Origin of the sequence: Tenacibaculum skagerrakense, assembly GCF_004345825.1 — a bacterium.
Lineage (GTDB): Bacteria > Bacteroidota > Bacteroidia > Flavobacteriales > Flavobacteriaceae > Polaribacter > Polaribacter skagerrakensis.
This window is the reverse complement of sequence record NZ_SLXM01000001.1, coordinates 461,987-488,792: the sequence shown is the minus strand read 5'-3', so window position 1 is coordinate 488,792 and position 26,806 is coordinate 461,987. Positions and strand designations below refer to the sequence as shown.

Annotated in this window: 25 protein-coding genes and 1 tRNA gene; 6 read left to right on the top strand and 20 right to left on the bottom strand. The window is 29.7% G+C overall.

What is annotated here, in order from left to right; all coding sequences use genetic code 11:
- Positions 1–4 precede the first annotated feature (4 nt).
- Genes rfaD through EV195_RS02215 form a run of 4 tightly spaced genes read left to right on the top strand, consistent with a single transcriptional unit; the run spans position 5 to position 3,662 of the window.
- Positions 5–1,000, top strand: a complete 996-nt coding sequence (gene rfaD / locus EV195_RS02230) for an ADP-glyceromanno-heptose 6-epimerase (protein ID WP_132792324.1) — start codon at positions 5–7, stop codon at positions 998–1,000.
- A complete protein-coding gene (gene rfaE1 / locus EV195_RS02225; protein WP_132792321.1) occupies positions 1,000–2,370 on the top strand; it encodes a D-glycero-beta-D-manno-heptose-7-phosphate kinase in 1,371 nt (456 codons plus the stop codon). The genes rfaD and rfaE1 overlap by 1 nt, the downstream gene beginning before the upstream one ends.
- A complete protein-coding gene (locus EV195_RS02220) occupies positions 2,367–2,924 on the top strand; it encodes an SIS domain-containing protein (RefSeq protein ID WP_132792318.1) in 558 nt (185 codons plus the stop codon). Before rfaE1 ends, EV195_RS02220 begins: the two co-directional genes overlap by 4 nt.
- A 3-nt stretch (positions 2,925–2,927) precedes the next feature.
- Positions 2,928–3,662, top strand: coding sequence for a sulfotransferase family protein (locus EV195_RS02215; RefSeq protein WP_132792315.1), 735 nt, complete (start codon positions 2,928–2,930; stop codon positions 3,660–3,662).
- A gap of 35 nt (positions 3,663–3,697) precedes the next feature.
- Here EV195_RS02215 and EV195_RS02210 read toward each other — a convergent pair whose 3' ends face one another.
- The 3 genes from EV195_RS02210 to EV195_RS02200 all read right to left on the bottom strand — a co-directional run bounded on the left by EV195_RS02210 (position 3,698) and on the right by EV195_RS02200 (position 6,957).
- Positions 3,698–4,729 (bottom strand): glycosyltransferase family 9 protein, encoded by a 1,032-nt coding sequence (locus tag EV195_RS02210; protein ID WP_132792312.1) that lies wholly within the window; start codon positions 4,727–4,729, stop codon positions 3,698–3,700.
- A 109-nt stretch (positions 4,730–4,838) separates the two neighbouring features.
- Complete coding sequence (locus EV195_RS02205) at positions 4,839–6,002, bottom strand: amidohydrolase family protein (RefSeq protein WP_132792309.1); 1,164 nt, start codon at positions 6,000–6,002, stop codon at positions 4,839–4,841.
- A gap of 13 nt (positions 6,003–6,015) precedes the next feature.
- Positions 6,016–6,957, bottom strand: a complete 942-nt coding sequence (locus EV195_RS02200; protein WP_132792306.1) for a sulfotransferase domain-containing protein — start codon at positions 6,955–6,957, stop codon at positions 6,016–6,018.
- 68 nt (positions 6,958–7,025) lie between these two features.
- Between EV195_RS02200 and EV195_RS02195 the strand changes: the two genes are divergently transcribed.
- Both EV195_RS02195 and EV195_RS02190 read left to right on the top strand, forming a co-directional pair.
- Complete coding sequence (locus tag EV195_RS02195; RefSeq protein ID WP_132792303.1) at positions 7,026–7,775, top strand: class I SAM-dependent methyltransferase; 750 nt, start codon at positions 7,026–7,028, stop codon at positions 7,773–7,775.
- The gene (locus EV195_RS02190) at positions 7,768–8,535 is read left to right on the top strand and encodes a hypothetical protein (protein WP_132792300.1); all 768 of its coding nucleotides are present in this window, start codon (positions 7,768–7,770) and stop codon (positions 8,533–8,535) included. The genes EV195_RS02195 and EV195_RS02190 overlap by 8 nt, the downstream gene beginning before the upstream one ends.
- 4 nt (positions 8,536–8,539) lie before the next feature.
- On the opposite strand, the gene EV195_RS02185 is transcribed toward EV195_RS02190, so the two are convergent.
- The 17 genes from EV195_RS02185 to EV195_RS02110 all read right to left on the bottom strand — a co-directional run bounded on the left by EV195_RS02185 (position 8,540) and on the right by EV195_RS02110 (position 26,797).
- A complete protein-coding gene (locus tag EV195_RS02185) occupies positions 8,540–9,595 on the bottom strand; it encodes a glycosyltransferase (RefSeq protein ID WP_132792297.1) in 1,056 nt (351 codons plus the stop codon).
- Positions 9,588–10,943: an ATP-binding cassette domain-containing protein gene (locus tag EV195_RS02180; RefSeq protein ID WP_165915668.1), complete on the bottom strand. Its 1,356-nt coding sequence runs from the start codon at positions 10,941–10,943 to the stop codon at positions 9,588–9,590. The genes EV195_RS02185 and EV195_RS02180 overlap by 8 nt, the downstream gene beginning before the upstream one ends.
- A 335-nt stretch (positions 10,944–11,278) precedes the next feature.
- A complete protein-coding gene (locus tag EV195_RS02175) occupies positions 11,279–12,265 on the bottom strand; it encodes a glycosyltransferase family 2 protein (RefSeq protein ID WP_132792291.1) in 987 nt (328 codons plus the stop codon).
- A gap of 6 nt (positions 12,266–12,271) precedes the next feature.
- Entirely contained in the window at positions 12,272–13,642 is a 1,371-nt protein-coding gene (locus EV195_RS02170; RefSeq protein WP_132792288.1) for a B12-binding domain-containing radical SAM protein, read from the bottom strand.
- Entirely contained in the window at positions 13,639–14,421 is a 783-nt protein-coding gene (locus EV195_RS02165) for a class I SAM-dependent methyltransferase (protein ID WP_132792285.1), read from the bottom strand. Before EV195_RS02165 ends, EV195_RS02170 begins: the two co-directional genes overlap by 4 nt.
- A complete protein-coding gene (locus EV195_RS02160) occupies positions 14,414–15,880 on the bottom strand; it encodes a B12-binding domain-containing radical SAM protein (protein WP_132792282.1) in 1,467 nt (488 codons plus the stop codon). The genes EV195_RS02165 and EV195_RS02160 overlap by 8 nt, the downstream gene beginning before the upstream one ends.
- Positions 15,873–16,778 (bottom strand): nucleotidyltransferase domain-containing protein, encoded by a 906-nt coding sequence (locus EV195_RS02155; RefSeq protein WP_132792279.1) that lies wholly within the window; start codon positions 16,776–16,778, stop codon positions 15,873–15,875. The genes EV195_RS02160 and EV195_RS02155 overlap by 8 nt, the downstream gene beginning before the upstream one ends.
- Positions 16,775–17,590 (bottom strand): glycosyltransferase, encoded by an 816-nt coding sequence (locus tag EV195_RS02150; RefSeq protein ID WP_132792276.1) that lies wholly within the window; start codon positions 17,588–17,590, stop codon positions 16,775–16,777. Before EV195_RS02150 ends, EV195_RS02155 begins: the two co-directional genes overlap by 4 nt.
- 117 nt (positions 17,591–17,707) lie before the next feature.
- Complete coding sequence (locus EV195_RS02145; protein WP_132792273.1) at positions 17,708–18,808, bottom strand: slipin family protein; 1,101 nt, start codon at positions 18,806–18,808, stop codon at positions 17,708–17,710.
- A gap of 303 nt (positions 18,809–19,111) precedes the next feature.
- Positions 19,112–19,192: transfer RNA gene (locus EV195_RS16610), tRNA-Asn, on the bottom strand.
- Between the two features lie 621 nt (positions 19,193–19,813).
- Positions 19,814–20,131 (bottom strand): hypothetical protein, encoded by a 318-nt coding sequence (locus EV195_RS02140; protein ID WP_132792270.1) that lies wholly within the window; start codon positions 20,129–20,131, stop codon positions 19,814–19,816.
- Between the two features lie 18 nt (positions 20,132–20,149).
- Positions 20,150–20,677, bottom strand: coding sequence for a tetratricopeptide repeat protein (locus EV195_RS02135; protein ID WP_132792267.1), 528 nt, complete (start codon positions 20,675–20,677; stop codon positions 20,150–20,152).
- A gap of 135 nt (positions 20,678–20,812) precedes the next feature.
- Positions 20,813–21,505 (bottom strand): peptide chain release factor H, encoded by a 693-nt coding sequence (gene prfH / locus EV195_RS02130; RefSeq protein WP_132792265.1) that lies wholly within the window; start codon positions 21,503–21,505, stop codon positions 20,813–20,815.
- Positions 21,506–21,651: 146 nt separating this feature from the next.
- Positions 21,652–22,194 carry a hypothetical protein gene (locus EV195_RS02125; protein WP_132792262.1) on the bottom strand — a complete coding sequence of 181 codons (543 nt, stop codon included), beginning with the start codon at positions 22,192–22,194 and terminating at the stop codon, positions 21,652–21,654.
- A gap of 168 nt (positions 22,195–22,362) precedes the next feature.
- Positions 22,363–23,754 (bottom strand): RtcB family protein, encoded by a 1,392-nt coding sequence (locus tag EV195_RS02120; protein ID WP_132792260.1) that lies wholly within the window; start codon positions 23,752–23,754, stop codon positions 22,363–22,365.
- 57 nt (positions 23,755–23,811) lie between these two features.
- Positions 23,812–25,173 carry a PcfJ domain-containing protein gene (locus tag EV195_RS02115; RefSeq protein WP_132792257.1) on the bottom strand — a complete coding sequence of 454 codons (1,362 nt, stop codon included), beginning with the start codon at positions 25,171–25,173 and terminating at the stop codon, positions 23,812–23,814.
- A gap of 886 nt (positions 25,174–26,059) precedes the next feature.
- The gene (locus EV195_RS02110) at positions 26,060–26,797 is read right to left on the bottom strand and encodes a hypothetical protein (protein ID WP_132792255.1); all 738 of its coding nucleotides are present in this window, start codon (positions 26,795–26,797) and stop codon (positions 26,060–26,062) included.
- Positions 26,798–26,806: the final 9 nt, after the last annotated feature.

Genomic DNA, 26,806 nt, shown 5'->3' with positions numbered 1-26,806 from the left:
ACCTATGTACGAAAACTTTAACAACAAAACGGTTCTTATCACAGGAGGCGCAGGTTTTATAGGATCTAATATTGCTTGGTTTTTACAAGAAAACTTTCCTGATTGTGAAGTAATCATCTTTGATATCTTTAGAAATAATGAAACTTTTAACAACAACAATTTAAAAAGCTTCGGACACTATAAAAATTTAATAGGGTTCAATGGAAACATTATATGCGGTGATATTTCTAAGCAAGACGATTTGAAAAAGTTGAACGATTATAATATAGATTACATCTTTCATTTAGCAGCTATTTCAGATACAAGAGTATATGATCAAGAAGTAATTATGAGAACTAACGTTAATAGTTTTTATGATATCTTACATCTTGCTGAAGTAAATAACGCAAAACTAGTTTATGCAAGTTCAGGAGCTACTTACGGAAATTCAACTGCTCCACAAAAAATAGGAGAGGAAGAACCAAATACTCCTTATGGTTTCTCAAAATATGCAATGGATCAAATTGCCTCAAATTATTCAAAAACAAAGAAGAATATTCAAATAATTGGTTTAAAATATTTTAATGTTTACGGAGAAAGAGAATTTTTTAAAGGAAAAACATCATCTATGATTATGCAATTAGGACATCAAATTTTATCAAATAATGCTCCTAAATTATTTTTTGGATCAGATAAGATACTACGTGATTTTGTTTATATAAAAGATGTTGTTCACGCTACTTTACTAGCATGTAACCCAGTAACCAACGGTGTTTATAACATTGGCACAGGCATAAGCAGGAGCTTTTTAGATATAGTCACTATTTTACAAAAAGAATTAGGCACAAATCTAACTGTAGACTATTTCGAAAATCCACATAGTAATTATCAAATGAATACACAGGCAGATATCAGTCTAAGTGAAAAGTATTTGAAATACTCTCCAAAATATACCTTAGAAGAGGGAATTAAACAGTATATTCCTTATATCAAACAATCATTTAATTGGAATCATAAATAATGAAGAACATCTTAGTTATAGGAGATATTATTATAGATAATTACCTCATAGGTTCTACTCATAGAATATCACCAGAGGCTCCTGTTCCAGTTGTAAAAATTAATAACGACATTACCAATATTGGAGGTGCTGGAAACGTAGTAAATAACCTTTTAGCCTTTGGCGCAAATGCCGATATTTTAAGTGTTATTGGAGATGATAACAGTTTTCAGGAAATCGAAAGTTTATTTGAAAAAAATAATATTAGCACTGAATTTTTAATCGTTGAAAAAGGAAGGGTATTAACAAAAAAGACAAGAATTCTTTCTTCAAATCAACAGATTGTTCGCTACGATAAAGAAGATGTAAAAGAAATTACTAGCGACACATCTGATAGCGTTTTTGAACGCTATAAAAATATAGTTAAAAACTACGATATCGTCATCTTATCTGATTATAACAAAGGGCTCTTTACAAAAGAGTTGACATCAAAAATTATACAGTTTGCTGCTAAAAAAAACATAAAAGTATTAGTAGATCCTAAAGGTTCAGATTATTCTAAATATTCTGGTGCATACTTATTAACTCCAAATAAAAAAGAAGCTAGTAGTATTACTAATTTCGATATTAATCATAATACTTTAGAAAAAGGAATTTCTCAATTAAAATCAGATTATAATTTAACAATCTCAGTTATAACACTTGGTAAAGAAGGTATTGCAATTTTTAACGACCATTTAAAAATTTTTCCTACCAAAGCCAAAGAAGTATACGATGTTACAGGAGCCGGAGATACTGTAATTGCTGCAATAGCTTATAAACTTGCAGAGAATAAAACTATCGATGAGGCTATTGAATTTGCAAACCTAGCGGCTGGAGTTGTTGTTGGAAAAATTGGTGTAGCTACAGCTTCCATAAGTGAAATTAATGCTCTTGAACACAACGTAAAAAACATTGAGAATTTAAAAGTCACTCTAGCGAAACTAAAACAAGAGCATAAGAAAATAGTTTTCACAAACGGATGCTTTGATATTTTGCATTTAGGACATGTAAAGTATCTCGAACAAGCTAAAAAAATGGGAGACATTCTTGTTATTGGTGTAAATTCTGATAATTCCGTAAAGAAATTAAAAGGAGATAATCGTCCAATAAATTCTGAATATGATAGAGCTTACTTATTAAACTCTCTAAAGAGTGTTGACTATACTATTGTTTTTAATGAAGAAACACCTTATGAATTAATTAAAATTATAGAACCAGATGTTCTAGTTAAAGGAGGTGATTATAAAGTTCAAGATATTGTTGGAAATGATATTGCTAAATCAACGGTTGTAATTGATTATATTAAAGGAAAAAGCACGACTAGTATAATAAACAAGATAAAACAATGATATTAGAAAACTTAGAAGAACATATTCTAGTATTAAGAGAGACTATAAAAGCTTACGAGCAAGAAATTATATATGTTGCTAATGAATGTTCTAAACGTTTAAAAGCTGGCGGAAGAATTTATATATTAGGAAATGGTGGTAGTGCGGCAGATGCACAGCATATGGCAGCAGAACTTGTTGGTTGTTTCAACAAGAAAAATAGAAAAGCTTTACCTGCAATCGCTTTAACAACAGACACTTCAGTGATTACTTCAGTAAGTAATGACTTTACCTACTACAATGTTTTTTCAAGACAAATTGAAGCATTTGTTACGGAAAAAGATGTAGTTATTGCAATTAGCACTAGCGGGAATAGCAGAAATGTTATTAATGCACTCAAAGAGTCGAAGAAAAAGAACTGTTTTACTATCGGGTTAAGTGGGAATAACGGTGGTTTAATGAATGAATATTGCAATAAAAATATTATCGTAAGCTCTACTAAAACACCGATTATTCAAGAAGTACATTTATTTATAGAACATCGTATTTGCGATATTATTGATAAGAAATTTTAGGAAATGAGTAAAGCTAAGAAATTTATAATCAAGAGTTATTTCAATGTAATTAAATCCGGATCACCTGCTTTTATAATGGGGCATATGCGATCTGGAAGCTCTCTTTTAGAACATATTTTATCTAGTAATCCTTCAATAATTGGTTCGGGAGAACAAGCCCGTGTTTATAAATCAACATACGATTTTCAGAAATCAGAATTTTTTGGACGAGTAAATAACAAATCCTTTTTTAAAAAATTTCCTTATTTCACTGATCAGGTATTACATAATCATCTTACTCCAAACCATGATTTATTAAAAGATTCAAATGGTAAATTTATTTTTCTAATTAGAGATCCTCACGAAACGCTTTCGAGTATGAAAAAACTCAAAAAAGCATATAATGGCGTATCTGAATATTTTGATTATGTTTCCTATTACCAAGAGAGGATTACTTATTTATTAGAATTCAGCAAAAAGCTACATCCTAGCCAGCAAACATTTGTTACTTACGAAGATATTGTTTCTAATACATCTGAAACTCTTTCTAAGTTAAGTGAATTCTTGGAATTAAACGAACCATTAACTCCAGAATATAAGTTAAAAAAGACTACAGGAATCCTTGGAGATAGATCGGAAAATATAAAGAAGCAATCCATTTTAAAAAACAAAAAGGAACTAATAGAACTTGATGAGCAAACTAAGAAAGACTTGTATCAATCTTACAGTTCTGCTGAACATCATTTTAAAAACCTATAAAAGCATCTTATTTAAGTCAATATTTAATCTGCTTTTCAATAAGTAACCAATTCTTTCATTTTTGTGTATACATCTTCTACTTTAATTTGCTCCATGCATTTTACCTCTTCATGAATACATTCGCGCAACATACAGTTACCGCATGCTAAGTTTGAAGAATCAAAAAAGTAGGTATGGTCTCCATAAGGTGCAGACTTATCACTTCTTGTAGAACCCAACATTGTTACTGTTGGAATATGAGACAACCAAGAAAAGTGACCAAGACCTGAATCTTCAGTTAACGTCAAATCACACATTAACACCACACTGTAGGCCTGAGAAACATTAGTTTTTCCTACTAGATTTATAATCTTATCTCCTACTCTTTTCTTTATTTCTTCGGCTTTTTTCCTTAATCTTTCAATACCCAGGATTACAAACTGAGTATTCGGATTGTTCTCTGACCATTTTTCTACTAAAGCTACGTAGTTATCTAACGACCAGTTTCTAGTAATAAATGCTCCCGCAGGATTTAATAAAATGAGCTTATTGTTTTCATTCCAACCATTTTCGATTAATAAATCTATCATTGTTGGATCTTTAGGAAACTCTTTTGCAAAAGTAAAATCCATTTTAGACACTCCTAATTCCAACTTTTCAATAGCTATTTTAGTTCTTTCTGATGCGAGCTCAGGAGCATATCGCTCAAACTCTGTATAAGCCTTTGGGAAAAAAGATTGTCGTATAAATCGAGAATAATGATTTCGCTGTAAATCGATAACAATGTCATATCTCTTAAACAAGAGCTTTAATCGTACTTTAAAGAATGATTTAATTCGTTGCCATTTTGATTCTGATCTAATTACTGTATGAATTTCACTGAACATTTTCATTTTTGAAGGTAAATCAGCGTATGCATCTCTAACCAATAATTCAAAAACAGTATTAGGGTATCTAGATCTTAAATCAGAAATAAAAGGGAATGTAATGAATACATCACCTAAAGCTTGATACCTTATTACTAGTATTCTTTTAGGTGCTTTTTTACTTTTCCACGGTTTACTGAAAAGTGATTCCTTTTTATCCATTAAACATTGTTTTTTTACCGATTTTAATTAGCAATCAAATATAAAAAAGGATTTTAGGCTATATGTAGTTTGATTAATTTAATTTCAAATTGATAAAATTGACTCAATTTTAGTGAATTGTAAAATAGGAATCGAATTCGAAATTGGGATAATAATCTCTTATTTGCTGAACAAGCTTTTGAATAGGAAATTTCAAGTATTTGATACTATTCCCTATTTTAATTTTTTCAAAATTTTCAACTGAAACTTTAGATATTACATCTTCAAGAATAATTTCATCAAAAAGAACAATTTCTCCAGACTTTATAATTAGTAAAATATCTTCATTATTCTGCTTAAAAAAAGAACTTATACTATCAATATCTTTCTTTCTAGAAACCACAATATCGGCTAACTTATTCTCCTCTATTATTCCTTTACTAGTAAAACCAAATAAATTACTCGGAGTAACAGTTAAACTATTGTATAATTCATCATCTGAAAGCAACTCTAAAGCTTTTGCTTGTTTAATATGTTTCCATAAATCCCAATCTGAACTTACAGTAGAATCTGTACCAAATAAAATTGGTAAACTATTCTTTAATTCTATTACGTTTGCTGTTTCATCATACAAATGAATATTTGAATTTGGGCACCAAATAAGCCCTCCAAAATTCTTTGCTTCTTTTGCTTTAAGAGAAATACCATGAACCAAAATTGTTTGTTTAGAAAACAGACTATATTTTAATAACTCATGAGGTTCCTGAAGTATTTTTTTACTTTTTCCTTCAGCCAAATGAATAATCTTTTTTTTTCTGTAAGGTATTAATGCCTTTAATTTCCATTTACGATCAAACTCTATGGAATGTATTATTCTTGGTTTCGTATAAACATCTAACATTTCTGAAGTAATTGCATCGCTCCATTTATCATGTTGCAAAACAGTAGTAAAACCATGAATTACATTCTTGAGCATTCCCCATTGGCATCTTAATTCAAAAGGAATACTGTTGATTTCCTTCTTTTCCTTATCAAAATCTTCTTTCGACCATTCTATATAATCATTATAAGTTCTTTTCTTTAAAATAGGATGCGTATTCAACGCCAAATGATCATGAGAATTAATTAAACCCGGATAAATTATAACATCATCAGGAAAGGAAATACCTTCTTTATACTCTATAACATCTTTGCCAACGGTACTAATTTGTACAATCTTGTCGTTAACAATCTTAATGTTTTTTCTGGTATTGTTATGAATTCCTCCACAAATATGAACGCTTTTCAAAATCATAAAAAGATAATTATTAGAAATTTTGTTCCGCTTTTTCTGGTGTAAGCGTTGATGTAAAAGTTCTCTTTTTATCTAGAATTCCCTCATTATAAACCTCTTCATACCATTTTGTAAAATATCCTCCATACTTCTCAGATAATTCTTTAATTTGATGGTAATAAGTTTCTTTTAAAAATTCTTTTACTTCTTCGGGGCAAGTAACTTTATTGCGAGTTACTGAAACATTTTCTCTTAAATTAAGATGATTAATAGCTATTGAATTTTCTCCGCATATATGATGTAAGATGTCTTTAATTAAAATATCTGAACAATCTATAATGGCATCATAAAAACATATTAAAAGTTGTTCTTTTTTAAACACCTCTAAATAATTATCTATAGTTCTTAAATAATTAGAGCGCATTGTTTGTTCCTCGCTTTTCATAAATTTTATAATCTCAGAACTATCTAAGTTATTGATATCAAACTTATATGTTTTACTAACTCCAGACCTGTAGTGTGACCAAGCTCTATCAATAGGATTTCTAAGCATTAAAATCAATTTTACATCTGGTAATAGTTTATGTATTTTCTTAATATCCTCTTTTTCCAAGATGGAATAACTTGGTGTTATTTCCCCTTTATAACCTTTTAGATTTTTAAATAATGACAAATACCATTTATCATTGTAATTCAATGCAAAATTCCATTTAAAAACAAATGCAGCTTTATTGAAATTTCTTTGAAAAATTGCTTTTACAATACTTCCAATGGCTCTTGCTACATACTTTGGGTTTAAAACACGGCTTGAAAAAGATTTTTTAGACGGCGATGGATATGTGCTACTTCTATCGAAATAATGTATTTCTTTCACCTGTGGCAAACTAAATTCTTCTATGTCTTGCAAATTTTTATATAACCAAGAGGTGCCAGATTTTTGAGCTCCTATACATAAAAAATCAATTTTTTTTTCCATTGGTGGGATGTCTGTAATTATCGCTATTTTAGGTTTTTCAATTTAGGATTAAAAATTTCGATATAAAAATGTTTAGTAAAGTATATCATTCCTTGTTTAGTAAAAAGTTGAGTGCTTCCAAGGCTTATAACATTTTATCAAAAACCTATGATGATGAATTAAGTAAAGGAAATATCGCTGTTTTTTATAACTCTTTAATCCTTAACAAGATATTTAATAAACTGGATATAAACGGAAAAATAATACTTGATATCGGAGCTGGAACTGGCACAAATTATTCTAGTTTATTAGAGTGTAATCCTAAAAAATATATTGCATGTGATGTTTCTAAAGGTATGTTAGAAAAGTTTATAAGTAAATATCCAGAAGTTGAAAGTTTTGTAGTAAAGGATGAAAAACTTCCTTTTATGGAAAACAACAGTACAGATATTATCCTTTCATCTTTAATGATTGGTTATGTAAAAGAACTTGGTAAAACTTTTAAAGAATGGAATCGTGTTATAAAACCTGAAGGACATATTATTATCTCTTTTTTAAGCCCAAATTTATCTGGAAAAAGAAACTCTAGAAGTTTCAAAGATGAAAACAATAAGGTATTATTTATAGAAAACTATAAACATAATATAGAAAAAATGAAACAAACCTTTTCTATATTTGACTGGGAAGTTGTTGATTTTTTAAGTGAAAAAGTTGATATAAGAAGTATTGATATATTCAAGAAAATAAAAAAGGAATCCCTTTTCAAAGAATTCAAAGAAAAAGAAATAATTTGTGCCTTTGCACTAAAGAAAAGCAATAATAAAGTTATAAATGATTAGATATATTTTCTGTATCAATACCGGTAGATCAGGCTCTAATTATTTAGCAGGAATATTAGAGGAAGTAGAGGGCTTTGCTTCTTTTCATGAACCTTCCCCAATAATGAACGATAAACCTATGGTTTCTTTTCTTAGAGGAGATCAATCGAAAATGGAAAAGGATATTCCTCTTAAAATAAAGACAATAAAAGATTCTTTAGCAGATAAAAGATGTTATATAGAAACAAATCATTGTTTTATAAAAGGTTTTGGTTGGTTACTGCCTAATCATATTCCGCAGGAAGAGATTGGTATTATATTTTTAAAGAGAAGTAAAAAAGAAATTGTTGACAGCTTTTATAGAGTTAATTGTACTCCTTTAATTCACAACGGATTAATTTGGTTGATCAATCCATTAATGAAAAGTCCAATTCATAAAGTCCCTTTTCATGATAAAATAAAATATCGCTTGTTCTACTTTTATATTAGAGTTTTAAAAAGCAGGTTCAATCCATTTCAAGTAAAAAAAGTTAACAAACCTAATTTTATGAAAAAGTTTGAATTTAAATATTTAAACTGGTACGTTGACGAAACTTATTCCCAAGCAGAAAGATTCAAAAAAGAATTTCCAAAAATCAAAGTAATTGAGACAACCATCGATAAGTTAAATCACCTTTCTGAATTTGAAAAAATATTCAACTTTTTTAATGTTCCGTTTACTCCGAAACCAACATTCTTTGAAAAAATAAATAAAAAAACGAACTTAAGAACTACTAATTAAAATGCTAGTTAAAAAAAGATTCGTAAATGCATTGGATAGTGTCTTCCATTTTAAACCTTTCAATTCTAACTGGTTCAAAAGGGTTATTTAAATACTCTTTTATGTTATTAGTTAAAACATCGGTATCTTTACTAAAGAAAAAATGATTTTTAATTTCATCAGATTCTTCAACTTCAATAGTACTAACAACTTTACAACCTAAGTATAAAGCTTCTTGTAAAACCAAACCTGCGCCTTCAGCGTTTGAGGTATGTAAAAACACCCTTGATTTGTTCATGTAATCATATACCTCCGTTAACGAAATCCTTCCAGTAAAAGTTATGTTTTGTTCTAATTGGTTTTCTTGTACTTTTTTATCTAGTAAAGGTTTTTGACCTGCATCTGCACCACAAATGACAGCTCTGAGATTTGGGAAAAACTCCCTCAATACTATGATAATATCTAAAAAAAGTGCATAATTTTTTATGAAGCCAATATTTCCAACTCCTATAATATCTATTGGTCTTTCATCCTTGTTCAATTCAGGGAATTTTTTCCTGTCAAATGCTACATTTGCGATTTTATCTATAAAGATGTTATGATTTTTATAAAAAATTTCCCGCTGTTGCTTAGAAATCATTATAAGCTTTTTAGGCGAGATTCGTAGTAATGGAATATACTTATTTCCTTTCTGAACATCTTGGCCTAAAAACCAAACTCTTAATTTTAATCCTAATAATTTATTTAATAATACGCCAACTAGAGCAGCTTCTCTATACCAAAAACATAAAACACCATCATACTTATTTTTTTTATGTAAACGAACTCCTTTATAAACAGCTCTTAGCATAAAAGGAAATTGCTTTATTGGAGAAATAAACTTACTTCCAATGGCGTAAACTGTCACATTATTTAATTTATATTCTATCTTTTCAAACGGATATGCAAGACTGATAACATCAACTACAACATCTGTTTGTTCTGCAAACACATAAGTGAACTGAGCTAAAAATGGAACGACATAATCTTCCTCTAATTTTTTTGGGAAAATTGGTGTTATAAACAGTAATCTTTTAGACATCTTTTATGTTTAGTTGTTTGTTTTTTAAAACATACTTTTTCTTCGCGAAATTATTTATGGTGTTGTTATGAGAAACTGCTACAATAGTAACATTTCTATCGTCCGTTAGAGATTTTAGAAAAGTGAAAACTTTCTTTTCTAGTCTTTCGTCTAATTGATTAGTAGATTCATCTAATAGTAATATTTCAGGTCTAAAATATAAAGCTCTTGCCAAAGCTATTCTTTGTTTTTGTCCTCCTGATAAAGTTTTACTTTCTATTAGTAATTCAGAATCTAATCCATTTGGTAAAGAAGCTACCCAATCTTCCAGTTCTAACTCTTGAATAAGTTGGTTAACAAAATCAACATTTAGATTTTCGTGGTTTAACATGGTAATGTTATCTAACACACTACCCTGAAACAAAAAAGGTTGTTGAGATACATAACCAACAAAATCAAAAATATTTTCATTTGAATGAATACTAATCTCATCAAGTAAAATATCACCATGTTTAGGCTGCAATAAACCCGCCATTACTTGTAACAAGGTACTTTTACCTTCTCCAGATTTTCCAGAAATTGTGATAAAATCTCCTTTTTCAACCGTTAAATTTAATTTGGAAGCCAATGTTTTTTTTCCATGACTAAAACTGATATCTCTAAGCTTTAAACTAGATATAAAATGTAACCTACTAGATTGTTTTTCTTCAGTAAATCTATAATTTCCTAATAAATCGATGCAGCTTTTATTTGATTTTATACTCACATAAGCATTTAAAACTTTATTGAAAGAAGGTAAAATTTTTATGCTAATTCCAGCAAAAAAAGATAATAATACCGAAACATTAACTGCCTCTGCACTAAACATAAAAAATATGATAACAACAGATAACCCTGTTACAATTAAAATTTCAAAATAGCGAGAATTTGTTTGCTTGAAGGTGGTTTGTAATGCTAATTGCTGATTATGTTCTGCACTTGAAACTTCATATACTTTTTGAAATTTCTTCTCTGTTCTAGTTGATTTAATTTCAATAAAACCTTGAAGAATATTGGTTATGTTTTTAACGTTCTTTTCGTATAACTTTACAATGATTTCACTAAACACATTTAACTTTCTTCTTTTAAACCATAATAAAACAACCACAAAGAAAAATAAGAATATAGATGCCAATACAGTAACCATTGGTTTATAGATTGCTGAAATTATGATAATTACAAACAAAATAATCAATTCCGAAAAAATGGTGTAATACGAATTTAATATGTTTGTAGAAAACACTATTGGTAATTGAAAAACGTCTCTAAAAAAAGAACTCTTATCTGTTTTATTATAGTTAGAATAGTTATCGTAAATAAATTTCTTCATTAAGTTCCTTGAAATCTCTGTAGAAATACTATAAATAAACCTTGACTGTTTTTTAATGATTAAGGTTTGTATTAAGTTTTTCACCACATAAAAAACAATCAAACTCAATAATAACACAATTGTTAATGTGTTGTTTAATTCTATATTAAAATGCTCTAAAAAAATAGTTTTTACTCTTTCTTTATCTAGTAAAATTAAAATAACCGGAATTAATAGCGCTAAGGAAATAAAATCTAGAACTGTATTTATAAAGGAGTAAGAGAAAAAACCTGAAAGTTTTTTTCTCTTCGAAATAGGTATCAACCGATATGCTTTTAATAACGTTTTTATCATTCCTAATTATAAATGCTCTTGTTAGCTAAAATTCTGGTTAATAATTTTATGTTATATCCTAACATTTTAAATCTTCCTTTAGATAAAAAAAGCATTGAATTTCCCATAATTGACCACATGAAAAAGGCTAAATTACGAGTATCAAATCTTTCAAATTTTAACAAGATATAATGTAAAGCCGATACTCTATAATAATATGCTTGTTCAGTTTTTAATCTGTTTATTGGTGCTTTATGGTGTTTAACTTTTATAGTACTTAAAACTGTGATTTCACTATTCATAGACATTAACACATCATAATTATCTCCAATTCCATTTTCATAAAAAGCTACATCATAAGGTGACTTTTTAATTGTTTCAGATCTAACTATAGCACACATTAAACTGTAAATAGGTGTCTTAAAAACTGGCAACTCATAATTAATTACTATAGGCCAACCAGACTTGGCAATTCTATTTCCTTTTTTTAAATAATTTTTTACGAAGTTTTGAATAAGCTTATTCTTTGAAAAGTCTTTGAGTTTAAGTTCAGCCCAAACTGATAAACCAAAAATGTGATATACTAAAAGTTTTAAAAATGAGATTCTGGTTTCTGAATATTTCCATCCTTCATTTCTTTTCTCAACAACCAAACCACTTACGATATTAACATCTTGGTTTTCATTTAAATATTCTGAAATCGATTCTATATAGTTTTCGGGAAGTTCCATATCATCATCGCAAAGAAAAATGTATTCAGAATTACTTTTTTCAATTCCTATATTTCTTTGTAAACAAACTGATGGTTTAGAATGTATTAGTGATAGCTGTGAAAATGTATAGCTATTATTAATATCTTCCTCTTTAATTTTATCATCACTAGAATCGACTACAATAATCTCTTTAGGTAATTGTGATTGATTCTTTAATGAAACCAACGTTCTTTTTAAAGATTCTAACCTATTTCTTGTAGGTATAACAACTGTAACATTGCTGCGAAAATCACTCATTAATTCTTATTTATAAATTCGCATTCCTACTTGTGCTAGTATGGATCTTATTTTTGTTTTTCCATAGGAAACAACTGACTTATTTCTAGAACTATTGACCTCATTCACTACATAACGAACTGCGTAATCGTAAAATTTCCTACTGTAAGTTCGTTTGAAATCAATATCTCTATCTGTTGAAGTTTGCCACTCAGGTTTGTTGGTAATTTTTGTTTCAACCTCGTTATACAAAGATGTTCCTTTTATTGGGTAAGCTATCGTTATTGTAAAATGTGTTGGGTTGGCATCTTTTAAATACTGAACGGTATTGTTAATATCGGTCATATCTTCACCAGGATATCCAAGCATAATAAAAGTACCTGTTTCAATTCCCAATTCATTGGTTTTCTGAATAGCAGATTTCACCACATCGACATCTACTCTTCTATCCATAGCATCAATGATTTTTTGTGAACCACTTTCAGCTCCTATCCAAATTCTATAACAACCTGCTTCTTTAAGCAGTTGTAAAATCTCATCATTTAATCTCTCTGCTCTGGTAATACATTCAAATGGAATTATTGCGTCTTGTGCAATTACCTCTTCATGAAAGCTTTTTAACCATTTATGGCTCACTGTAAAAACATCATCAACAAACCAAATGGTATCTGGTTTATATGTTGTTTTTAATAATTTTAATTCCTCAGCAACTAAATCAGCAGGTCTTCTTCTATAACTCTGCCCGTAAACTGCCGTACTACACCATTTACATGTATAAGGACAACCACGTTGCGTACTTACCGTCATTGAACTTTTACCATGATGCTCTTTCCAAGTTTCTAAATATTTATGAACTGGAATTGCCTCACGATTAGGCAATGGTAAGTCTTTTAATTCTTTCATTTTGATTCTAGAAGGAGTTTTCTTCACATTCCCTTCTTCATCTAAAAACGCAACTCCTTGAACTTCGCTATAATCATTACCTTCTACAATTGCAGAAAATAATTCATAACTGGTTTGTTCTCCTTCTCCAATAATCAAAAAATCGGCACCTGCTTTTAAATAATTTTCACAATTATAAGTTACATCTGGGCCTCCCAAAACAATTGCTGGATTTCCATATTTCGGATTCGACCTTAACTCTTTCATTAATTTAACAACATTAATTTTGGTCATTAAATTTGTATAAATCGCAACTATTTTAGGTTGATTTTTATAAATAAATGATAGCTGTTCTTGGTAAGAATAAAAGGTTGAATCATAAACCTCATTCTTAAAGTTATTCTTAGTAAGATAGCTTGAAATGTATAGTAGACCTAAAGGAGCGTAGGGACGCATAATATTCTGCTCCTTCTCATCTTCAAAGATATAATATGCATGGGTTAAAACTACACTCATTCTTTTGTTAATTCAATTAAAAAATGATCTGAATATTTTGCAAAATACGGACGTTTAATTCTTTTTTCAATTGATTTTAAAACAGGCCACAAAATAGATTTAGTCAAAATAGAATTTTCTAAATAAGAAGGAGGCACTGCAAAACCAACTGGTAGAATGTTCGTTATTTTTAAATCTTTCGGCAACATTGTTTCTATATCACTTGGATTATAATACCAAGTTGGCACATCTTCGCCTTCTACATTTACTAGTAACGAATCTGTTGTACTTCGTCGTTTTGCTTTTTTAAAATCTCCTTTTGCATAAAAATAAATTTGCTCCCACAAACAATTCTTTGGCATTAAAACCATAATAAATTTACCTTTCGGTTTTAAAACTGAAAAACTATCGTTAATTACAGATTTTAGATCTTCAAAACAAAGACAATTCAATCCTCCGAAGTTAGAAAAAATCACATCAAAATTATTCTTAAATCTGTCTTGATATATAGCTTTACTATCTAGTACTTCAAAATGAAGATTTTCATATGAATTTTTAGATTGAGAAACGGCAATCATTCCTTCCGAAATATCTGTTGCAATAATCTTATGACCTTTCTTAGCAAACGCAATTGCATCTTCTCCTGTACCACAGTTTAATTCTAGTATATTAAGTTTTTTATCCTGATTTAAAATAAAATCTAAACTTTGATATACTTTTTTCCGTTGCTCTAAACCTATTTTGGTATTGGTAAAAGTATCATCATAGGTGGCAGCTGCTATGTCGAAAAAACTATGCATTTGTGTTTTGTAATCTTTTTAATTGCCTAGCTTGAATATTAGAGGTAATCGCATAATAAGGTAACAGACAAATTAATCTTAGTTCATTCTTTTTTAAAGAAAATGGAGATTTCAAAATTTTCTTTAAAAAGCTAACACCTTGACTTCTTCTGAATATTTTGTGGGTATATCGTTGTAATTTTTTATAAAATTTTGAATTAAATGTTCCTTGAAACATCATTGCTAAATCATCAGAGTCTGTCCAATTTGCTTTTACCTTTAAATCTTCCTTTACTTTCTCGTAAAAAGGTGTTTCTGGTAAAGGATAAGAAACAGAAACTCCAATATTGTCTGGCAGTAAGTCCTGAATCATTTTAATGGTAAGGTTAATATCTTCTTTTGTTTCATTTAAATATCCGAATTGAATAAAAAATGCAACTTTTACCCCTTTTTGTTTCAATAATTTTGTAGCCTCTTCAATTTGTGCTATGGTAGTTCCTTTGTCCATAGCGTCAAGTATTTTTTGAGATCCACTCTCTGCTCCAATCCAAACTTCAGTAAGTCCACTTTCTGCTAGAGCATCTATTGTATCTTCTTTTAATAATAAATCTGCTCTACTTTGAATATAATAACGGATTTTTAACTCTCGCTCTTTCAATAAGGAATTAAATTCTTGAACCCAATTTGGTTTTAATCCAAAAATATCATCGCACATCCAAAATTTGCTTACTCCATAAGTCTCTTTCAAAAAATTTATATGATTTACAATATATTCTGGCGAATGAGAATTATACCTGTTACCATAAATTGGTTTTGCACACCAATTACATTTAAACGGACAACCTCTAGTTGTTGCTATATTTAATGTAAATTCATTTCCTCCTTTTTTCCAAATGCTTTTATAAGCATCCATGTTGATCAAATCCCAAGCTGGCATTGGAAAATCATCTAATTGCTTATACACAATTCTTTTTCCTGTTTTAATAAACTCTCCCGCATCATTTTTATAAACAACTCCTTGAATGGTATATAAATCATCATTATTTTCAATAGCTGTTACCATTTCTTTTAGAGTAATTTCACCCTCTCCCTGAATGATAAAATCTGCTCCAGCATTTAAATACTTTTCGGAATGATCAGTCGCATCTGAACTACAAACTAACACTCTGCAATTTCTTTGTTTAGCTAGCTTAATCATTTCAAATGCAGCTTCTCGCATTGTAGTTAAACACATTTTGGTCAGATAGTTAAACCCATCATCATAAATAGCAAAAACATCTGGCTCATTTTCATCTAAAAAAGATTCAACAGAATTGATGTTATTTAACAAACAAGTATCAAACAGACTTACATTATAACCATTTTCTCGTAATAAAGAAGCAGCATAAATAGTTCCTAAAGGAGGAAAAGGTGTTTGATTATTCCATTGTTTTTCATCAAAAGGGTAGAAATATGAATTTGCTAGTGCTACTTTAAACATTTTCTGGCGTAAGTTTTATGTAATGTTTTTTTTCTATGTTCTCGTATTTTTCATTTAATAAGTCTAATACTTTCTTTTGAAAATTACTTGGGTGATGCTTAGATACATTTTCGGAAGATTTAAAGGCAACTTCAAAATCTTCTTTAGACAAATGATGGAATTTGTCATTCCATTTCTTTATCGTTATTTTCATAAAAAATCGTTCTAATTTATTTCCTAATTTCTTATTCAGTATTTTTTCAACACTCCTAGAAATCAAGTTTTTTGAAATAGTTTTTGTATTTTCTGATTCCAGCTTAAAATTTGGGTAATATTCATAAACCCAATTATTTTTATTTACAAAATCATGAAATATATCTTTTCCGTAAGTTGGAATTAAAGTTGCAATTTCTGTAGCAGTAAACCTATTTTTCTCTTCAATTTCTAAGTGGCCTGAACTCATAAAATAATTTACACAGAAATACTTATTAGAATTTAAAAGAAAGATTTTTTTGTACAGAATTAAAAATGTTCTGGCAATCCACAATCTATTTTTCTTCGTAATTATAAAAAAGTCTATATCACTTTTATCTTCAAAATAGCCTTTTGACAAAGATCCGGAAATACTAACAGAAGTTATATATGGGAATTTAGATATAAATTTAGAAATCTTCCAAGCTTTAGGCATTATAAGTTCTGCCTCTTTATTTCCTTTTAAACGTCTTGAAATTAAATCATCGCTTTTTACTTCAGAATAAAAACCTTCACTTTCATAAATTACACCTTTTTCTTCTAACATTTTCAATTCTTCCATCACAGTATCTTTATCTTTTCTATCTGAGAAATAAAAAATCTCATCAGCTGTTAAAGGATACTTGAATATTGAAAAATATGATATTACCTTTATTAAGTTAGTCATTTATTTAGTTGTAAAAGGGTCTTTTTATTAATTTCATTTCTCTCCTTATCAAAAAACCAACCCCATTTATTAAAATATTTAACTGCATTTTTCATGTGATAAATCAAAACTTTATTATTTCGATACGATTCTTTATTATACCCATGATAAACAAAAGTTTCTGCAAAAAAATAGGTTTTAGATAGTTGCCCTATTCTTCTTGTTAAATCCAAATCTTCAAAGTACAAAAAAAAGCGTTCATCAAAGCCATTAACCTTTTCTAAAATACTAGTTTTTGCAAACATAAAGCATCCTGAAATATAAGGAATTTCTATATTATGGTTATAACTAAAATTCCTCAACTCATACTTATTATCATGCTTGCTAATAATTTTCTTACTAGGTAAAAATCTTCGAATTAATAAATTTTGAGGTTTTGGAATTAGTTTACATAAGTATTGTAAATCTCCATTTGGGAATAGAATTTTAGGACTGCACATTCCTACTTCAGGATTGTTTTCCATGAAATTGACAATAGAATTTAAAGTTCCTTTATTAAGTCTGATATCAGGATTTAGTATAATATGATAATTAGAACCTAACTCAATAGATTTATCGATAGCTATATTATGTGCTTTTCCGTATCCTAGATTTTTATTGTTAAATAGATACTTAACCTTATCTATATTCGAAAAAAACTGTGAATGGTTTTGATCTGAGTTATCGATTACAAAAACTTGTATTTTACCATTATATAAAGTGAGATCATTCAGTAAATCCTTTACTTGATTGATATTATTATAAATTACTATGGATGCAGTTAAAAAACTCAAGACTCTCTTTATAATTAAAAAATTAAAAATAATGTGAATATCTTGAATATGAAAAAACCTCTAATCAAATTTAAAAATTTGACTAAAGGTTACCTTATTCATCTCAATGAACTATTTCTATTTATTTACGATGAATATATCTTTTAACTGCTTCACCATATTACCGTTTCCAGAAACTGTAATTTCTCCAATTTTGTCAGCAATTTTTTCAACATACTCCATTTCTTTTAACTTGAACAACATTTCATTGTCTTCCATTAATTTTGCTGTATTTAATAAGCTTCTTGTTGAAGCAGTTTCTTCTCTTCTTGTAATAATATTAGCTTGCGCTCTTTTTTGCGCTACTAATACTTGATTCATGATTTCCTTCATGTCTCCAGTTAAAATAACATCTCTAATTCCGCAGTTAATTACTTTAACACCTAATTGATCAGCTTCTTTAGATACTTGATCAAAAACAGCAGTTGCAATGTTTTCCTTTTTCTCTAATAACTCGTCTAAAGTATAAGTACCAACATAAGTTCTTAATGCTAATTGCATTAATATGTACAATTGCTTTTCGAAGTCTTTATTTTCTAAAAGCGCTTTTTCAATATTTATAAATTTATACTGAGTAAAAAAGTTAATTCTAATATTTGCTTTGTCTTTAGTTAATAATTCTTGACCTGCAATTTCCATTTGTAACTGTCTTGTATCAGCCTTTGCAATTTTAATAGTGGTATCGTTTCTCCAGAATCTGTAGGTTCCACCTGTTAAGGTTTTCGTATACACATCATCTATTAACAATACTGCTTTTTCATAAGCCGCTACTTCAAATACTCTGATATATTTTGACAATTCGTAATTTCTAAATAATGATTTCTCAATATTTTCTGTGATGTCAATTTTACTTAAATCAACTCTTTTGAATTTTCTGTCAACCAAACCTTTCCAATACACATATCTTCCAGCTTGTAATGTAGTTTTGAAGTTATTGTTTTCATAAACCAATACTAACTCATTATCATCAACTTCAACCAGTTCTAACATATCAGCTAAAACCTCATCTTTTAATAAAATTTCTAAAGCTACTGACGTTCTAAATTCTTGAGTTAAATCGTACATAACTACATTTTGGTTTAAGAACAACCAGTGCTTTCCTTGTGTAATTACTTTTTGATAGTCTCCTCCTTTGAAAACTAACCCTACTTTTCCTGCATTAATTTTTACTCTTTTCATTTTTATAGTTTTATTTTTTGTTTGGTTTTAGTGAATACTAAAACACTCTTATTTAATTTTTTTTATAAAAGCGATATGTCCAAATGCTTTTCAAAGCACGGAAATAAACAATCTAAAAAAAGGCGATAATTCGTTTTTAAAAATGGATTGAAATCTAATCTGACTTCAACTGATTTGTAAAAAATTATTACTTTCTAGTTTTAGTATTGAAAATCTCAAAGTTCTTGTCAAAGTGTTCATTTAAGAACTCATTCAGAACATACCAACTTTCTTTCCTAACATCAGTTTTACAAGATGATGAGCTTTGGATCGGAGTCGAACCGATTCGCCATTAGGCTTACCACAATTACCAGATTAACAGTCTAGCGCGTCTACCATTTCGCCATATCCGTTAAGGATAGTGGGATTCGAACCCACACAATTAAAAAATCTATCGTTCTTGCCAACTGAACTACATAAACAATGTTTATGACGGGAGTCGAACCCGTGACCTATAGAATGATGATTATTTTTTGGCTAATAATCGAAACCTTCAAATCAAGTTGCATATACAAAAGCGAATACAAATTTTGCACGATTGTATACAATGGTGTTATACAGAAACACGCAACAAGACTCGTTTGATATTTTAAATATTTTAATGAACTTTTTTGTTCCTCTTATCAGATTCGAACTGATACTCCTTAAAAATAAGGCTGACTGGCTCTAAATGCGCTTCCCTACTCTTAAACTTTTAATTTCGGTGCTTCTGCAAATTCTATTCATTAGTATGCAAGTTACTAACAACATCATCCAATCACTCCGTGGCTACGAAACAAAGGTCTTTTACCACAGCTCTTCCTTTTGAGCTAAAGAGGATTTTAATTTGCCTCATCATAATCCATTTGTTATGATGAGGCTTTTTTCTTTTTCTACTTTCCCTTTTTCAAGCTTTTTTCTTCTTCTTTTTCATAATTACACTGCAAATATGTAATGCTATTGCGCATTCTTTTTACGTAGTGAAAATTATTTATAATTTTTCTCGTAAATTTTATCTCTACGGTCAATTTCCGCAAGCGGACTTCCTTTAAACGTATTGATATTTACAAATCCGTTTTCTTCAGTAATTAGAGATTCGGAAGGTTTAACAGCACCTCTTCGAATATTCCCATAATCACCGGTTAACTTTTTCGTAACTGGATCGACATCTCCCCATAATTTATCAGGTTTTCCGCTATCAATTGGTTCCACATAATAGGTGATTCCCGTAATCTTAGATTGTACAACAAATCTTCCCGTGTTATCTGTATTCTGTAAAAACCTATGTAAAACTTCTCTTCTCATAATTATTGATTTTAAAAATTATTTTTTCTTTTTCTTTTCTTTTTTTCCTTTTTCTTTCTTTTTCTCTTTAGGCATTTTCCCCTTTATACGTTCCTTTTCTTGATTAATCGTATATAAGTAATCGTTATTATAGGTAACTCGCTTCGCTTCTTTTAAAGCCTTCAACGCTTTTTTATATTCTCCGCATTTTTCTAAATACTGCGATTTCTTTACGTTTAAAACTCCTTTATCTGCACCTTTAATTGTTAATGCAAAATCTATTAATCTCTCTGCTTCCTGATTGTCATCATTCCAAAGCAATACATTAATGTAATGTGGATATACATGAAAAGCATTTATATTTTCTGTGATTGCTTCTGCATAATACTCCTTGGCTTTGTCGAAATCATGTAAACGTTCTGCATAAATTCTTCCCATTAAACATAAAGCCATAACATTTTTTTCATCGTAGGCTAAGGCATATGTTAACGCTTCGATTGCTTCTTCTAAATCATATGGATATGCATCCAATGCCTTAAAAATGTAATTATTCGTTAGTGTTTTCATTTTAGTTTAATTCTTACTAAACGTCATTGCGAGTGAAACGAAGCAATCTGTTACTTTCTAAACTAGATTTAGGATAAAATAAGCAGATTACTTCTTCTCTTCACTTTGTTTTGTTCATCGTAATGACGAGTTTTATTAGTTTAATTCTTTTCGCAAATCACTTTTTAATTGACCGCGTTTTGATTTATAATTTTTCTTTTTCTTCTGAATTTTAAAATCTGTTCCAGTAAATATTTGAACTGGATTACCTCTTTCTAAATTCAAATGATTTTCCCATTCGTCTTGAATATTCTCTTGCAATTGCTGAATATTATAATTTGCCAATTGTTCTTTTAATCGATTAATCGCTAACTTTTTATTTTGATGTTGCGATCTGCTTTCTGAAACTAGCACTTGTACTCCTGTTGGAATATGTTTTGCTCGAACTGCCGAACTCACTTTATTTACATGCTGGCCACCAGGTCCAGAACTACGAATTGCTTGAAATTCTATATCTCTCTCAAAAACCTCTAAAATTTTCAACTCCTTTAATTCGAAACAACCGATAAACCAATTTTTGCGTTTATGATATTTCCTAAAAGTTGATTTTCCAATCCACTGAATTGTTCCTAACCAATCTTTTAAAAAGAGCGTTAGGTTTTGACCTTTAAGTTGTAACGAAACAGATTGAACTGTTCCGTTTTCAACTCCTTTTTCTTGATGCAGAATCACATATGATATTCCCGCATTCGAACTATTTTTAATGAACGTTTTTAAAACTTTTGCAACTACCCAAGTACATTCTGCCGGACCACGCCCTGCTGTAAACTGAATTGTTTTTGTTTCCATGTATTATTTCTTACTGTTAGTTCAAGTGATTTTAATTGAATAAAAAATGAGATTAAAATTTTATCGAGAACTATATGTACACTTATCGATACAAAACTATTCTCCATTTCATTTCGAATACTTTCACTCGAATTGACAAAGTGCCTTTAAGGCATTTTTGATAACAATGGATTACCAACTGGGTTTTTATGTTCCGATACTAATTGTAATGCTCCTTTTACCGCCCAACATTTATCACTTGAATGAATGTTTGAATAGAAACTCAATAAGGTTTCAGGATCTACCACATTCCATCCATTCACCTCTATAGTTTTAAGCGATTTTGATTCAAAAAAATCGATGGTAATTCTTACTTCTTTTCCAATATCTAACCATTCTACTTTTTCGTATCGTCTAAAGTTTTCATCACTTTGAAGTTTATCGTATCTCGTCCAAACTTTTTGAAATCCTTCTTCCAATAAAATTTGCATTACAATTCCAATATTCTTCGGATTCACAAAAATGTCTATGTCTTTATGATCATGAGCATGTTTATATTCTTTATGATTCATTTCTGACATAAAATGCCATGCCCATCCTCCAGAAACAATAATCCATTGCTTTAATTTTTCTAATATTTTTAAGCCTAATTCTATTCGGTAATCAGGCCATAATTCTCCGTATCTTTTTATATTATGATTTGCTCCCATAGTTTTTTTGTTTTTGTCATTACATCCTGAAACTTCGGAAGAAATGAAGCAATCTGTTAATCTATATCCGTAAGATTACTTCTTCTCTTCACTCCGTTACATTCATCGTAATGACGGTTTATATTAAGCCTTCGACTCCGCTCAGGCTCCGGTTTACTATTGAATTAACTACTTATCCATTCGTACGATTTTCGGTGTAAATGTTCCAACGACATCAACTAATTCTTGTTGATTTCCCATCACTTTTTTGATGTTTTTATACGCCATTGGTGCTTCATCAATTCCTCCACCGATTAAACTAACATCATTCATTTTTAATTGATGTTTGATATCGCTTTTTGTAAATTTCTCTTTACACTTTCTTCGAGAATGTTTTCTTCCTGCTCCGTGTGATGCTGATTGTAAACTATCTGAATTACCTTTTCCACGAACAATGTATCCTGGTGCTGTCATAGATCCAGGAATAATTCCTAAAACTCCTTTTCCTGCTGGTGTTGCTCCTTTTCTATGAACAATTCTTTCTATCCCATCTACTTGTTCTTTCCAAGCAAAATTGTGATGGTTTTCGATCATAGTCAATGGTTTTACACCTAACAACTTGGTAATTCGTTTATGAATATTATCATGACATGCTTTTGCATAATCTCCCGCTAAATTCATAGCCAACCAATACTCTTGTCCATCGTGCGTATTTAAATCTAACCACGCTAAATGCTGCACATTTTTTGGTAACGGACATTGTTTCGTTGCTAAATAGGTATAATGCTTTGCTATGTTAGCTCCCAATCCTCTTGATCCGCTGTGTGTTAGCAATCCTACATATTCACCAACTGTAACATTGAACTCATTATTCTCATCTACTATGTTTACAATTCCAAACTCCACAAAATGATTTCCACCTCCAGAAGTTCCTAATTGGTTGTAGGCTTTTGTTTTTAATCTCTTTACCAAAGGAATGTCTTGAAACTCTTTTCGTTCAAAAATTTCATGATCTTGTTTTTTATCATGCGTTTCATACATTCCGAACTTGGTATGGTCTTTTAAAATATTTTCTAGTTGATGTTGCTTCCCTTTTAAATACGAAGCCTTCATCGGAAAAATACTTAAGGCCATTCTACAACCAATGTCTAATCCTACGCCGTAAGGAATTACAGCATTCTCTGTAGCTAAAACACCTCCTATGGGCAAACCGTAACCCGAATGTGCATCTGGCATTAATGCGCCTTGCACTGTTATTGGTAATTTTAATGCATCGTACAATTGATACTTCGCTTGATCGTCAATTTCGTTTTCTCCATAAATTGAAAATGGTGCTCTTGTATTTCGTAATTGATGCATTCTCACTTCTACTGGTTTTGTTAAACCTTCTGCAACTTTCCCCCAAATCGCATTTCCTTGATATTTTTCTGGATGAAGCAACACGTCTTTTGCTTCTTCTAAAATGCGATCTTTCTTTTCCTTTTTCCTATATCGGTTAATTTGCCCTAAGGCGATGTTTATACTATTATTCTTTGGAAATCCTAAATTGATTAGGTCTTTTCCTTTTAATTTTTTTCCCATTATTTCTAATCTTTTCTGTTGAAGAGAAGATGAATGTTAATTTCATCATCTTCTCTTTTATCTGCTGAACAGTATTACCTTAAAAATGAAATACAAAATCCAAAAAACTGCTTTAATCACTTCGCCTGTATCATATTCAGAACTTTGAGTATGAACTGTATTTAAAACTTCACCTCCTACTGCATTTACTGGTCCGCCGTACGAAACAGCTTTTGGCTTTTTAATCTTTGCATTTGTCATCCATAAGTCAATCAATTCTGCAGATTTCTTATCTGGCTCTTCATTGTACTTTGCTTGAACTTGCAAGATTTCTCTTTCAGGTAATCCTACTTCAATGGTTACCATACGCTTCATCTGTTCTCCTTCAACTTGACGCTGTAATGAAAAGATTGTACAAGCCTTATCTTTACAATCGTCGTCATATTCAGCAACACAGTGATGCATTTCATTTCCTTCTTCGTAGAGCTCAACTGAGTTTAATAATTCAACTGTTTTATAAATCACTTTTTTACCTTCCTCAACTTCCTCTACATACAAAGGTTTTATTCCCGATGGTTTCCAAGTTAATACCTCACCTATTTCAGCTTTGTATACATTTCTATGCCACTCTCTGGTTTGATTTACTAGTGCATTTAGCGTTCTACTTTTCATTGAAAATGACTGATCTTCTCGATATTTATATGTCAAATAATCGATTATTTGATCAACTTCATTTTTAACTAATCCTTTTTGTTTTGCAAAAAACTGAACCACTGTTACCCAAAATTCCTCTTCACTTTCTCTGATAATTGAAAGCCTTGAAAAACCTATTGTTTTGGCTGTTTCTGTTGAAGCTCCAAACCCGAGCGCTTGTGCATATCGTAATGCTTGGTTCGCTTCAAAAAAAGCTGGAGCATTCCTAAATTCGTGAGCCATTTTACTTGTTAATTGTACTGGCATTTGTGACAACTCTTTAATGCTTTTTCCTCTACCAATTTGTATATACCAAAGCATGTGTTTTTTATCACTTCTAAAGAATGAACTCTCCAAAAAAGCTGGTGTTTCATAAATTGCAAAACAGTGCTGTATTAATGACTTTAACTGTTCCTCTTTTTCAAAACCTTCTTGCTTCCAGTCTTCTATGTTTCTCACTATTTTATTTCCGAAAGAACTCATTTTATGAACTACCTCTACACTGTAATAATCTCTTAGTATTGCATAACACTTTTGATTATATAAATGAATTAATAGTCTTTTAAAAGTCTCTCTTTTCCAGGTATAGCGCTTCTTACTAGTTTTTCCAAAAAACTCAAGAAGCATGGTCTCAATAGTTCTTTTATAACGTGTTGGTTTATTGTTTTCTCTATCAATTCTTTCAACAAGTTGAATAAAACTACTTTGACGGTTCTCTACATTTTGTGTTTTCCAATTCGTTTTCATTTTTAAAGTTCTTTACTAGATTATTGTCTATGTAAAGCCACTTAATTTCTAAGCCAATACATGTTGATTTTTTTGCATTAGCGATTAATTTTGGCAAATACTTCTTCATTCAAAAAACTCACGATAACTAGTTATTTGAGAGTTTTCCACAGATCAATTCTTCCTAAAAAGGGTGCTGTCGAATCTTTTATGTTTCGAAATTTTGCTTAAACTACTTTTGGAAAAGGCATAAAAAAAATCCGAAACTTTAATTTGGCTTCGGACTATTCATATAATTAGATTGGAATTCTATTTATTATTGAAGTCACGAAGCGAGTATACTAAAGAACCTAGTTCTATTGTAATACTTTGTTTTACTGTTTTACTAAACATATGTACTTCGTTTTAAAATTGTTTAACTTTTTATTTTACATGATCTCGACTGCGCTCGATCTGACAAAACACCTATAAACTTTTAGTTGCTTTGTTGCATAATTGCGATGCAAAGATGTGAGGCTTTTTTGAATTACACAAATCTTTTTTAAATTTATTTTATTGAAAATCAACTAGTTATATTGTTTTTACAGAATAAAATTCCTGTCCGAATTTCTTCAGATAACTAATCTACTGATGCAGAACTATGTAGTACTTCACAGGATGTTTTCAATAGCTTGAAAATTTTTCATAAAAAAAGCGTCCAAATTTTACAACTTGGACGCTTTTAAGTGATTTTATACTACAATAACCTATTTGTAACACCATAGAAATCGCTTTTGGGCGTCCATTATGTAATCAAATTGCATTGTCATAGGTTATATATTTTATTGTTTTATTACTTATTAGGAGGCAAATATGCCATTTTTATTTGATAAAAGTCCTTAGATTGATTTTAAATTGACTTTTTAAACTACTCAGAAATTAAATATTCTAAGATTACATATCTCATTGGATCTGATTTTGAAACTTTCAATAACATTTTATCTCCAATTTTTCTTTCTCCAACGAACTTATTTATCCTTGTAATGTCATTGTAAGTCTTCCCTTCACATTTAAATTTAAAGTAAATTCTTTGATAATATCCTCCACCTGCTGCATGAGCCCAATTTGTTTTATAAATCTCTGCTTTAATTATCTCAGTTTCTTGACCTATAAATTTATAATCTCCTGTGTAAAATAAATTCAACACATATAACACTAATGGTATTAAGGACAACCCTATAATAATATTCTTTATAAACTTAGATTTATTTGAAACTTTTGATTCAGAATATTCCTTTTTCCATTTTTCATATTTTATTTTTTGTTCTTCCTTATTCTGAAGGGTTAATTTATCGAATAATTCTCTCGTTTTATTTTCATTTTCATTCAGAAAACTTCGGACATAACTAAAATACTCGGAAATAGTAGAAATTTGTATCGTATCAAAATTTGATTCTGTCTGATTAAAGTACTTTATAGAATATATTTGATCTTTCTTATGTAATCTTATTCCTTCGTATTGTTCTTCAGAATACACTTTAAAAACTATAAAATTATACTGAGTAAAATTCTGAAGCTCTTCTAAGAATATAATAATTTCTTCAAGGGAATTAACTCTATAAGTCTCATCTTTGAATTCAAAAAGTGCTCTTACAATTATTTTCATAACCTTTTT